A 12132-nucleotide genomic window follows, 5' to 3' on the forward strand; every position below is an offset into this window, starting at 1 on the left:
GTCGCCGGGACGGTCCCGCCTGCCGGTCAGCCTCCCCGCACCCGCACGGCCGCGGCGAACAGGTCACCGCGCTCCGCGTAGTCACGGAACATGTCCATCGAGGCAGCCGCCGGTGCGAGCAGCACCGTGTCGCCCGGTGCCGCGAGCTTGGTGGCGGCCTCCACCGCATCGTCCATGCTGCCGGCGCGTTCTACGGGGACATCGGGGGCGTGTCGGGCGAGAGCGGCCGCGATCTCATCAGCGCACCGGCCCATCAGCACCACCGCACGCAGGCCACTGCGGGCCCTGACCACCAGATCGTCGAATTCCAGGCCCTTGTTCAGGCCACCGGCGACCCACACCACCGACGGGTACGCGCACAGCGACGCCGCGGCCGCGTGCGGGTTGGTGGCTTTGCTGTCGTCGACGTAGCGGACGCCGGCGATGCGGCCGACCGTGACGTTGCGGTGCGCGCCGGGCCGGAACATCGCCAGCGCGGCGCCGATGGCCGCGGGATCCACCCCGTCGGCGCGGGCCAGCGCGGCGGCGGCCAGCGCGTTGGAGATGTTGTGCGGCCCCAGGTCGGCGCCGACTGCCGGCGCCGGGCCGGCGGCGAACCCGGACGTCCCGGCCCGCCCGCCCAGACCGGGCCCTGGTGAGCCGCCTGCGCCTCCCGAGCCTCCCGCGGCCCGCGGTCCGGAGTTCCGCCCCGGGGAGTGGCCGGCCGCGCCGAGATCGGCGACCGCGATGAGGCGTCCGCCGGAGAAGGCCCGGTCGACGAGGTAGCCGCCGACGACGGTCAGGTCGGGGCGGGGGTCGCCGTCGGGATCCAGGCCGAAGGTCACCTGCCGGCCGGGTGCCCGTGCCAGCAGCGCCAGGCTGGCGGGGTCGTCGGCGTTGCCGACCGCCACGGTCTGCGGGGCCGCCCAGATCCGGGCCTTGGCCTCCGCGTAGGGCTCGGCGCCACCGTGCCAGTCGAGATGGTCGGGGGCGACGTTGAGGATCGCCGCGGCGTGCGGCGCGACCGTCGACGTGTAGTGGAGCTGGAAGCTGGACAGCTCGACGGCGAGCACGTCGTAGGGCGGGCGGGCCCCGACCGCCGTCACGATCGGCGTGCCGATGTTGCCGGCGGTGGTGGCACGCCGGCCACCGGACAGGAGCATCGCACCGAGCATCTCGGTGGTGGTGGTCTTGCCGTTGGTGCCGGTGATCGCGAGCCACCGGGACAGCCCGCGCCAGTGCCAGGCGAGTTCCACCTCCCCCCACACCGGCACGCCGGCGGCCCCGGCTGCCCGCAGCAGCGGCGTGGTGGGCGGCACCCCCGGCGAGGTCACGACCAGCGAGGCTGATCCGGCCTCGGCGGGGAGGCCGCCGAGGCGCACCTCGATCCCGCTCCGCCGCAGCCACTCGGCGGCGGCGCGCTGGACGGGGCCGTCGGCCGCGTCGACCACGAGCACCCGGGCGCCGCGGGCCGCCAGGGCGTCCGCTGCCGCGGCGCCCGACGTCCCGGCCCCGACCACCAGGACGTCCGTCCCGGACAGCGCGGACGGCTCGGCCGGGTCGTGCCGGGCCTCGGACGTGATCATCGTCAACCGCCCCCATGGGAGAGATACTCGGCGTAGAACAGGCCCAGCCCGAACGCGACGGCCAGGCCGGAGACGATCCAGAACCTGATGATCACCGTCGTCTCGGGCCATTCGGCGAGTTCGAAGTGATGGTGGATGGGCGCCATGTTGAACACCCGCCGTCTGGTCGCCTTGAAGAACGCCACCTGGATCATCACCGACAGGGTCTCGATCACGAACAGGCCACCGAGCACGAACAGCAGCAGCTCGGTGCGGCTGACGATGGCGATGCTGGCGAAGGCCCCGCCGAGCGCGAGGGAGCCGGTGTCACCCATGAAGATCTTCGCCGGGCTGGCGTTCCACCACAGGAAGCCGAAACAGGCCCCCATCGCGGCCGCGGAGACCAGCGCGACGTCGAGCGGGTCGCGGACGTAGTAGCAGCCCTCGGTCAGGGCCCCGGCCTCGCAGACGTTGCCGAACTGCCAGAACGAGATCACGACGTAGGCACCGAACACCATCGCCGAGGTCCCGGCCGCCAGCCCGTCCAGACCGTCGGTCAGGTTCACCGCGTTCGAGGTCGCGGCGATGATGATCCAGGCCAGCAGCGGGAAGCCGATCAGCCCGATCGAGAACCCGGTGTCGCGCACCACCGAGATGAACGTCGAGCCGGGCAGCAGCCCTGCGTCGTTCTTGAACCGCACGGCCAGCAGGCCGAAGGCCAGCGCGACGGCGGCCTGGCCGGCGAACTTCGTCCGCGCGGTCAGCCCGAGGCTGCGCTGTTTACGGATCTTGATGTAGTCGTCCAGGAAGCCCACCAGGCCCAGGCCGGTCATCACCATCAGCACCAGCAGCCCGGAGGCGGTGAACCCGATCCCGGTCACCAGGTGCGAGACGAAGTAGCCGGCCAGCGTGGCGAGGATGATGACGGTGCCGCCCATCGTGGGCGTCCCGCGCTTGGTCAGGTGGCTCGACGGGCCGTCCTCGCGGATCTCCTGCCCGTAGCCCTGCCGCCGGAAGAAACGGATCACCGACGGAGTGCCCAGCAGGGAGATGACCAGCGCGACCAGTGCGGCGAAGAGAACGCCTCTCACCCGAGCGTCACCCGCGCGTGCCAGGTTCGCCGGAGTGTCCCACCGTGTTCCACGTGTACTAGGTCCCCTCGATCGCGGCGCCCGGGACGCCGTCCCGCCGACCCTCACGGCCGGCACCACCCGCGGCGAGACCCGCGGCCACCCTTTCGAGCCCGAACGACCGGCTCGCCTTCACCAGAACGACATCACCGCTGCGGACCCGCCCGGCCAGATGGGCCACCGCCTCCTCCACGCCGGGCACCCAGGCCGACTCCCCCTGCCAGCCGGCTGTTCCGTCAGCGGCATCGTGCACCCCCCGCGCCCCGGGCCCGACCGCGACCAGCCGCGGCACACCGAGCTCGGCGACGAGGCTCCCGAGGGCGCGGTGCGCCTCGTCCGCCGCGGCACCCAGCTCGCCCATCGGGCCCAGCACCGCCCACGCGCGGCCCCCGCCGCGAATGTCGAGGAGGGCGGTCAGCGCCGCCCGCATCGACTCCGGGTTCGCGTTGTAGGCGTCGTTCAGCACGACCACACCGTCCGGCGTGGTCGTCACCTCCATCCGCCACCGGCTGCGCGGGCGGGCCCGTTCCAGGGCCGCCGCCGCGTCCGCCGGCGCGAGGCCGAGGCCGATCGCCACCGCCGCGGCGGCCAGCGCGTTCGAGACCTGGTGCGCACCGACCAGGCCCAGCCGCACGCGGTGGCGCTCGCCACCGGCGAGCAGGTCGAACGCGGCCCGCCCGGTTCCGTCCACCTCGGTCCGGCCGGCGCGGACGTCCGCCCCGGCACTGGTCCCGAACGTGACCACCGCGGCGCGGGCCCGGGCCGCCATCGGTGCGACGAGCGGATCGTCCGCGTTGAGCACGACCAGGGTGCCGGCCGCCTCGGCCAGCTCCCCCTTCGCCACCGCGATGCCGCGCCGGCCGTCGGCGTACTCGCCGACATGCGCCGACCCGACATTGAGCACCAGCCCGACATGCGGACGGGCCAGCGCGCACAGCGCGGCGATGTGCCCGAGGCCGCGGGCGCCCATCTCCAGCACCACGAAGCGGGTGTCGGCCTCGGTGCGCAGCATGGTCAGCGGCAGGCCGATCTCGTTGTTGAACGAGCCCTCGGCCGCGACCGTCGGGCCGAGGTTGGCCAGCAGGTCGGCCAGCAGGTCCTTGGTGGTCGTCTTGCCCGCCGAGCCGGTCACGCCGACGACGGTGGCCGGCGCGAGGTCACGCACCCGGGACGCCAGCGCCGCCAGCGCCGCCGCCGGGTCGGCGACGACGACCGCGGGCACGCCCGTCTCCCGGCCGGCCAGCACCGCCGCGGCGCCCGCTTCCCGCGCGGCGGCGGCGAAGTCGTGCCCGTCGACCCGCTCACCGGGCAGGGCGACGAACAGGGCGCCCGGCACGACGTGGCGGGAGTCGATCACCACGCGGGTGACCGGGGCCGCCGGGTCCGCGCCGCCGGCGAGCCGGCCGGCGGTCGCCGCGGCGACGTCCGCCAGGCTCAGTGTGATCATCGGTCGGCCGCCGACCGAAGCGCCGCGGCCAGCACCTCGCGGTCGTCGAACGGGGTCACCACGCCGGCGACGTCCTGCCCGCTCTCGTGGCCCTTGCCGGCGACCACGACGGCGTCGGCCGGCCCGGCCTCGGCGACGGCCAGCGCGATCGCCGCCGCCCGGTCGGGCTCCACGACGAACCGACCGGGCCCGCCGCCGGCACCGGCGGGCACGCCGCGGGCGCCGGTGACGATCTGGTCGAGGATCAGCGCCGGGTCCTCGGACCGCGGGTTGTCGTTGGTGAAGACCGACAGGTCCGCGAGCCGGGCGGCGGCGGCGCCCATCAGCGGCCGCTTGGCGCGGTCACGGTCTCCGCCGCAGCCGAGGACGACGATGACCCGCCCGGTCACCAGCGGCCGCACCGCGGCCAGCAGGGTGGCGACCGCGTCGGGGGTGTGCGCGTAGTCGACGAGGGCGAGGAACGGCTGGCCGCCGTCCACCCGCTCCATCCGGCCGGGGACACCGGTCAGCGCCGAGATCCCCTCGGCGGCGGCTTCCAGCGGGACACCGGTGGCGCTCAGCAGCGCCAGCGCGGTCAGCGCGTTCGCCGCGTTGAACCGGCCGGGCAGGGCCACCGAGACGTCCGCCTTCGCGCCGTCCGGGCCGAGCGCGCGGAACACCGTGCCGGCCGGCCCGGCGACGACGTCCTCGGGCCACCAGTCGGCCTGGTTGCCGGCGACCGAACAGGTCTGCGCGTCGGGGCGCAGGCCGGCCAGCCGGCGCCCCCACTCGTCGTCGACACAGATCACCGCGGCCGCGCTGCGGTCCCGGTCGAACAGCGCCGCCTTCGCGGCGAAGTAGTCCTCCATCGTCGGATGGAAGTCGAGATGGTCCTGGCTGAGGTTCGTGAACGCCGCGCCGGCGAAGCGCAGCGCGTCGACCCGGTGCTGGGCCAGGGCGTGGCTGGAGACCTCCATCGCCGCCGCGGTCACCCCGCGCTCGACCATCGTCGCGAGCAGGGCCTGCAGGTCCGGCGACTCGGGGGTGGTGCGCACCGCCGGAACCGCCGCCCCGGCGATGCGGGTCTGCACCGTGCCGAGCAGGCCGGTGGTGTGGCCGGCGGCGCGCAGGCCCGCCTCCAGCAGGAAGGCGGTGGTGGTCTTGCCGTTCGTGCCGGTGACCCCGAGGAGCGTGAGGGTGTCCGAGGGCCGGCCGTAGATCCAGGCGGCGACCGGCGCCAGGTCACGGCGCGGGTCGTCGGTGGTGAGCACCGGCACGCCGAGGCCGCGGCCCGCCAGCCGGGCCGCGCCCGCCGGGTCGGTCAGCACGGCGACGGCGCCGGCCGCGACGGCGGCCTGGGCGAAGTCCGCGCCGTGCGCGTGCGCGCCGGGCAGGGCCGCGTACAGGTCACCGGGCAGCACCGCGCGGGAGTCGTGGGTGACGCCGCTGAACAGGACGGACAGGCTCGCCAGGGCGGCCGGGCCCGACGGGCTGGGGATGCTGGACGGGCCGGGCAGGCCGGCCGCGACAGCGACTGGGCTGGGGCGCAGGACACCAGGCAGCTCGCTGAGCGACCGCGGCGAGAGGGCTGCCGGACGTAGTGCCGGGGTGGTCACGGAGACGACCTTAGTGGGAGGCGGCTCGGGGGATCCGCACGGGCGTCGCCGACGCCGCCGGCCCCCCGGGACGATCCGGCCGTCTCCGGACAGCCTGCCCCGAACCGGGCGGTGCGCCTCGCGGCCCGCGGGGCACTCAGCGGTCCAGGTCGAGGACCAGTGAATCCGGCCGCGTCCCCGGCGGCGGCACACCCAGGGTGGTGAGGGCGAACTTCATCACCTCGGCGAAGACCGGCGCGGCGACCTGCCCGCCGTAGTAGCCCGTACGCGGGTTGTCGAGGACGACCTCGACCACGACCTGCGGGTCGTCCGCCGGCGCGAACCCGACGAAGGACGACACGTACCCGTCGTAGCGCTCGCTGACCGGGTCGTACCGCGTGGCGGTGCCGGTCTTGCCGGCCACCCGGTACCCGGCGACCTCGGCGAGCGGGGCGGTGCCGTCCTCGGTCGCGACCTCCTCGAGCATGCGGGTCAGCGTGGCCGCCGTCTCCGGCGACACCACCCGCCGCTCGGGCTCGTGTGCCGTCTCCTGGACCTCCCCGTCCGGGGTGATGACGGCGTCCACCAGGCGGGGGGCGACACGCATGCCGCCATTGGCCACCGTGGCGTACACCGAGGCCATCTGCAGGGCGGTGGCGGACATCCCCTGGCCGTAGGCGATGGTCGCCGCCTGGCTCTCGGACCACTGCGAGGCCGAGGTCAGCGCGCCCGCCGTCTCGCCCGGGAAGTCGAGCTCGGTGACCGCACCGAGCCCGAACGCCCGCATCATCTCCTCCAGGCGCTGGTTCCCGACCTTCTCCGCGATGAGCACCGTGCCGATGTTGCTGGAGCGCGCGAGCACGCCGGCCGCGGTGAGGTGCTCCGTCCCGTGCGGCTCCGAGTCGGTGATGGTGTACCGGCCGCGCTCGATGGACGGCGGCACCGTGATCGGCGTCATCGCGTCGATCAGGCCCCGGTCGAGCGCCGCGGCCATCGTGATGACCTTGTTGACGCTGCCGGGCTCGAACGCCTGCCCGGTGGAGCGGTTCCCGATCGCGTCCAGGTCCCGTTCGGTGATGTTGTTCGGGTCGAACTGCGGGGCGTCGGCCATCGCCAGCAGCTCGCCGGTCCTCGGCTTCATCACCACGATGGTCCCGCCGTCGGCCTCGTAGGTGCGGACCGCCTCCGCGAGCTCTCTCTGGGCCTGCCACTGGATGTCGTTGTCGATGGTCAGCCGCAGCGTCGAGCCGTCAAGCGGCTCCTTCTCCATGTTCTGCGCCGAGGGGATCTCCCGGCCGGACGGGTCTGCCTCGATCTGGCGCCGGCCGTCCGTGCCGCGCAGCACGCTGTCGTAGGCCTGCTCCAGCCCGGCGCGGCCCACGATCGTGTCGTTGTCCCCGTAGTTGGCGAAGCCGACGAAGTTCGCGCCGAGCGTCCGCAGGGAGTACCAGCGGCCCCGCTCCTCCAGCACCCCGATGCCGTACAGATCGAGCTCGGTCACCTCGTCGCCCACCGACCGGTCCAGGCCCCGGCCAAGGTAGACGAAGCGCTCCTTCGCGTTCGACGTCATCAGCGAACGCAGCTCGTTCTCGGACCTCCCGACCACCGGGGCCAGCCGGCGCGCGGCATCGCTGATCTGGCTGGGAGTCATCAGCAGCGGGTCGGCGTAGACCGCCCGCTGCTCGATGTCCTGCGCGAGTCGGCCGCCGTGCCGGTCGGTGATCATGCCGCGGTCCGCCGGCAGCACGGACTTGCGCCGCAGCTGCTGCTCGGCCTGCTCGGCGTAGGTGGAGGAGGCGAAGCCCTGCAGCTGCGCGAGCCGAGCGGCGATCACGACCAGCACGGCCACCATCAGGACGACGGCGACCCGCACCCGGCGGCGGGGGCTCGCGAGGACGAACGGCCGCGGTGTGCGCCCCGCCGCCCCGCCCAGACCGCGCCGCGCCGCGCCGGCCCGCCCCCGCGGCGGCCCCCCGCGCGACGACCGGGCCCTGCGGGCCGGCTGAACCCGTACCGGTTCCGTCCGGCTCGCGGTCGAGCGAGTCGGGTTCCGTGGCACCGCCGCGCCGCGCTGCGTCCCGGCACGTGCGGTACCAGCGCGGGTCGTGCCAGCGCGGGGAGTACTGGCACGGGTGGTGCCAGCCCGCGCCGTCGCGCCGTGGGGAGTCACGCGGGAGGTGTCGGTACGGGGGTTCGCGGTGGCACCGCGTGACGTTCCTCCGCGTGACGCCGTGGGACGCGCCGCACGGCCCGCCGCGGTCCTGTCCGTGCCGTCCCGCCCCTCTGCCGTCCGGCCGGCTCTGGTCCGGCTGGATCCGGGCTGACCGGCGCCAGTGCGGCCGGACCTGGCCGCGCCTGCGCCGGTCCGGCCCGCGCCGGTCCGCCGCTCACGCGCGGTGGGTCCGGTTCCGGATCGGCGGCTGGCGGGTGCGCGGAGGTCGCTCTGAGGGTCGTCGACGTACTCCTCGACGACAGCCTCGTAGGCCTCGGGGTCCTCGGGGTACCAGTACTCCGTGGCCGGATCATGGCCGTCGGGCTCCGGCCGGCGGCGCGGCGGTTCCCGGCGGGCCGGCGGAGCGCCGGAGCCGCGCGGTGCGGGCCGCCGGCCGGGCGTCGCGCGCTCGGGCCCACGTTCCGGGTCGCGGCCGGAGAACCTCCGGACGGACGGGTCAAGCAGGTCGTCACCACCGGACCGCGGGTCCGGAGACCCCGCGGGCGGGCCGGTGACCAGGCGCAGTCGGGAACGTCCACGGCCGGCAGCCGGCCCCCGACCCGTCGAGCTCACTGACCGGCTACCGCCTCTCCGTCAGTCCGGACGCCGTCCTGAGTTCCACCGCCCGCCGTCGCTCCGCCGCCAGTGGCGCCCTCGCCACCGGCGGACGTCTGACCGTCGGACGTCTGACCAACTGCGGTCTGGCCATCATCTCCGGCGGTCTGCCCACCCGGCGCAGGCTGGCCCTGCGTCTGCGTCTGGGCTTCGGCTGCCGGGTCGTCCTCGGTGGTCGTCCCGTCGCCGGCCGGCGACGTGCCCTCGGGCGCCGCTCCGCTGGCGGGCGCCGCCGGCGGGGGGACGACGACCAGCAGCATGTCGCCGCCTTCCTCCCGGGTGAGAACACGCGCCCCCGGCGGCAGCGGCGCACCCGGCGGCAGGTGCTCGGGCATCCCGCCGGAGACCATCCCGAGCTGGCTGGCACGGGCCGCGAGCTGCCCGGGGTCGGCCTGCTCGTCCAGCTGAAGCGACAGTTCCTTCTCCTGGCTGCTGAGCGTGACGGCATCCCGCTCCAGCCGGTTCGCACGGAAGGCGTTCTCCATCAGCGCGGTGTTCAGCAGGAGCAGCGCCAGCAGGCCGGCACCCATCAGCACCAGCAGCAGGGCCACGAACGGGCCGCGGGGCGCGGTCGACCGCGGCACCCGCAGCGGCGCGAGGCGCGGCCGGGCGGGGCGGCGCAGCGGCGAGTCCAGCAGCGGCATCGTGGTCGTGCCGACCGCCATCGCCGCGGAGAGCCGCCCGCTGCCCGGACGCGGCACCGTCGCCCGACTCGTGCCCGACCGGCCCGTGCCCGTCCGCGCCGTGGTCTGCCGGGCCGTGGTCTGCCGGGCCGTGGTCGCGGACCGGCCCGCGCCGGTCCGCGGGGCGGCGGAACGCGCAGCGTCGGAGCGGGGCTGGGTGGAACGGCCCGTGGTGGAACGGGCCGCGCGCGACCGCGCGGTGTCCGTCCGGGTCGCCGTTCCCGACCGCCCGGACGAGGAGTCACGCGCCGCCCCGGCGGCCACCCGAGAACCCGCGCCGGCGCCCGCGGTTACCCGCTCGCGGGCTCCCCCAAACGCGTCTTCGCGCGCCTGGCCGGAACTGGCCTCGCGGGCCGACACGGTGGCACGGGAAACACCGGCCTGATACACGGCCGTAGCAGTGCCGACATACCCGGCGGTGACCTCGTCGACATACCCGGTCACCTCGAAGCCGGCACCGCCGAAATCCGCCGTTTCAGAACCGGCGTATCCGAAATGGGCATCCTCGTTTGCGTCGATGTCGTGAACAGCGACCTCGGAACCGGCGGGCGGGTATTGCGTCGCCTCGCCGGCCGTGTTGGCGGTGCCGGGCATTTCGTCGCCGCTCTCGGCGTATCCCACCTCGCCATATGCGGCGCCGTCCGGGTCGCCGGCAAACCCGACGCCGGCATACCCGGCGCCCTCGTATGCGGAACCGGCATGAAGGGCACCCTCGTACCCTGCGCCGCGATGGGCCGTGCCGCCCTGCGCGGCATCGTCGTACCCGGCGCTCTCGTACCCGGCGCCCTCATACCCGGTGTCGACGTAAGCAGCGCTCTCGTAGCCGGCGCCGTCATAGGCGGCATTGGGGTACGGGGCATCGGGGTATGGGGCATCGGGGTACCCGGCACCGGGGTACGCGGCGTCGGCATACCCGGCTTCGGGGTATGCACCGTCGGGGTACGCGGTGCTGTCATACGCCGCCTCGTACGCCGCATGGTCATACGCGGTGCTGTCGGGCGCGTACTCGGCGCCATGGAACGGCGCGACACTGTGGTCCATCCCGTGGCCACCGGAGCCGGCCACCCGATGAGCCGGGCGGCCGTGACCGCGAGGCAGCGGCTGCGCGGGAGCGGTCATCGGACACCTCCGGTCGGATGCTGGGTGCGGCCCGGCTCGGCCGCGGTGCGTTCCGCGGCGCGCAGCCGGACGGATCCGGCGCGCGCGTTCTGTTCGATCTCCTGCTCGGACGCCGCCTCGGCGCCGCGGGTCAACCAGCGCAGGGTCGGCTGGGCGTCCTCCGGCACTATCGGCATGTCCGGCGGCACGGACGGGGCCGCCCGCGGAGCCAGTGCCCGCTTCACCAGGCGGTCCTCCAGCGAGTGGTAGGACAGGACGACGATCCGGCCCGCCACGGCGAGCGCGTCGAAGGCGGCGGGCACCGCCCGCCCGAGCACCTCCAGCTCCGCGTTCACCTCGATCCGCAGCGCCTGGAAGGTGCGCTTCGCCGGGTTGCCGCCGGTCCGGCGGGCAGCCGCGGGGATGGCATCGCGGATCAGGTCCACCAGCCGTGCGGAGGTGGTGAAGGGTGCGGCCTGCCGCTGGGTCACCACCGCCTGCGCGATCCGGCGGGCGAAGCGTTCCTCCCCGTAGTCCCGCAGCACGCGGGTCAGCGCGTTGACGTCGTAGGCGTTGAGGATGTCGGCCGCGGTGGGACCGCGCTCCTGGTCCATCCGCATGTCCAGGGGCGCGTCACGGGAGTAGGCGAAGCCGCGCTCGTCCAGGTCGAGCTGCATGGAGGAGACACCCAGGTCGAAGAGAATCCCGTCGACCGCGGGCACCCCGAGCCGCTCCAGTACGTCCGGGAGCCGGTCGTAGACGGCGTGCTCGAGGTCGACCCGCGCGCCGAGCCCGGCCAGGCGCAGTCGGCTGTGTTCCAGGGCTCGGGTGTCACGGTCGAGACCGATCAGGTGGACGTGCGGAAAAGCCTCCAGCAGTGCAAGGGAATGGCCACCCAGCCCGAGGGTCGCGTCCACCACCACCGCGCCCGGACGTCGCAGCGCCGGCGCAAGCAGGTCGACGACCCGCTCGATGAGCACCGGCGTGTGCGTGACGTCCACTGCCAACCCCTCGGCCGTTTGTCGAATCTGGAACTTCCCCCGAACCTGCCTACCGGTGCGGTGACGGGGGGCGCCGCCGATGGCGCGCTGAGCGACCATCGGGACGCAGAACGGCCGGTCAGGTCGTACGCCCAGGTCCCGCCCCGCTCAGTCCGCCGGACGCCGGGGAAGTGGCGTCCGGTGGGAGCGGGGGGAGACCTCGACAGACGACCAGATGATCACATGGTGCCTGCGAAAACTCAGACGACCCCGGGCAGAACCTCCTCCGACAGCTCGGCGAAGGTCTCCTCCTGGTCCGCCAGATAGGTCTCCCAGCGCCCGGAATCCCAGATCTCGACCCGGGTGTTGGCTCCGTTCACCACACATTCGCGAGCCAGACCCGCGTAGGTGCGCAGTGGCGGCGGTATGGTGATCCGCCCCTGCCGGTCGGGAACGTCATCCGACGCCGAGGAGAAGAAGACGCGGCTGTAGTCACGAAGCGCCTTTGCCGTGACCGGAGCGGTACGGAGGGACTCACTGATCCGTGTGAACTCCACCAGGGGGAACACGTAGAGACAACGCTCCTGCCCCTTCGTGATCACAAGCCCCCCCTCCAGCTCTTCCCGGAACTTCGCCGGCAGGGTCAGCCGCCCTTTGTCATCCAGCCTGGGCGTGTGGCTGCCGAGAAACACCGACACCTCCCCGCCAGGCCCGACCACGTGCCACGGCGACCAGACAACGGCCGGTTCACCAGGCGACGGCTACCCGCAAGCTCCCCTCCCCCACTGCGCGCCACTCTACTCCCTACCCTTAACAACATCCTACACTCACCACAAACCAACACATTTA

Annotated in this window: 8 protein-coding genes; all 8 read right to left on the reverse strand. The window is 74.2% G+C overall.

Translation table 11 applies throughout. From position 1 onward, the window contains the following. Window positions 1-26: 26 nt before the first annotated feature. Window positions 27-1565 carry a Mur ligase family protein gene (locus tag AB1460_RS06325; protein ID WP_368959665.1) on the reverse strand — a complete coding sequence of 513 codons (1539 nt, stop codon included), beginning with the start codon at window positions 1563-1565 and terminating at the stop codon, window positions 27-29. Between the two features lie 2 nt (window positions 1566-1567). Further along, the gene (mraY, locus tag AB1460_RS06330; protein WP_071082764.1) at window positions 1568-2635 is read right to left on the reverse strand and encodes a phospho-N-acetylmuramoyl-pentapeptide-transferase; all 1068 of its coding nucleotides are present in this window, start codon (window positions 2633-2635) and stop codon (window positions 1568-1570) included. Window positions 2636-2693: 58 nt separating this feature from the next. Next, the gene (locus AB1460_RS06335) at window positions 2694-4121 is read right to left on the reverse strand and encodes a UDP-N-acetylmuramoyl-tripeptide--D-alanyl-D-alanine ligase (protein WP_368959666.1); all 1428 of its coding nucleotides are present in this window, start codon (window positions 4119-4121) and stop codon (window positions 2694-2696) included. Continuing rightward, window positions 4118-5716, reverse strand: a complete 1599-nt coding sequence (locus AB1460_RS06340) for a UDP-N-acetylmuramoyl-L-alanyl-D-glutamate--2,6-diaminopimelate ligase (RefSeq protein WP_368959667.1) — start codon at window positions 5714-5716, stop codon at window positions 4118-4120. The genes AB1460_RS06335 and AB1460_RS06340 overlap by 4 nt, the downstream gene beginning before the upstream one ends. 136 nt (window positions 5717-5852) lie before the next feature. Beyond that, a complete protein-coding gene (locus AB1460_RS06345) occupies window positions 5853-8480 on the reverse strand; it encodes a peptidoglycan D,D-transpeptidase FtsI family protein (RefSeq protein ID WP_368959668.1) in 2628 nt (875 codons plus the stop codon). Beyond that, a complete protein-coding gene (locus tag AB1460_RS06350) occupies window positions 8477-10324 on the reverse strand; it encodes a hypothetical protein (RefSeq protein WP_368959669.1) in 1848 nt (615 codons plus the stop codon). Before AB1460_RS06350 ends, AB1460_RS06345 begins: the two co-directional genes overlap by 4 nt. Continuing rightward, window positions 10321-11304: a 16S rRNA (cytosine(1402)-N(4))-methyltransferase RsmH gene (gene rsmH / locus AB1460_RS06355; RefSeq protein WP_368959670.1), complete on the reverse strand. Its 984-nt coding sequence runs from the start codon at window positions 11302-11304 to the stop codon at window positions 10321-10323. The genes AB1460_RS06350 and rsmH overlap by 4 nt, the downstream gene beginning before the upstream one ends. 239 nt (window positions 11305-11543) lie before the next feature. After that, complete coding sequence (mraZ, locus tag AB1460_RS06360; protein WP_368959671.1) at window positions 11544-11975, reverse strand: division/cell wall cluster transcriptional repressor MraZ; 432 nt, start codon at window positions 11973-11975, stop codon at window positions 11544-11546. Window positions 11976-12132 lie beyond the last annotated feature (157 nt).

Source organism: Parafrankia sp. FMc2, from assembly GCF_041008525.1.
Taxonomy (GTDB): Bacteria; Actinomycetota; Actinomycetes; order Frankiales; family Frankiaceae; genus Parafrankia.

Coding starts and splice junctions, on each gene's coding strand:
- AB1460_RS06335 (WP_368959666.1), bottom strand. CDS start 4,121: ATGATCACACTGAGCCTGGCGGACGTCGCCGCGGCGACCGCCGGCCGG.
- AB1460_RS06350 (WP_368959669.1), bottom strand. CDS start 10,324: ATGACCGCTCCCGCGCAGCCGCTGCCTCGCGGTCACGGCCGCCCGGCT.
- AB1460_RS06325 (WP_368959665.1), bottom strand. CDS start 1,565: ATGATCACGTCCGAGGCCCGGCACGACCCGGCCGAGCCGTCCGCGCTG.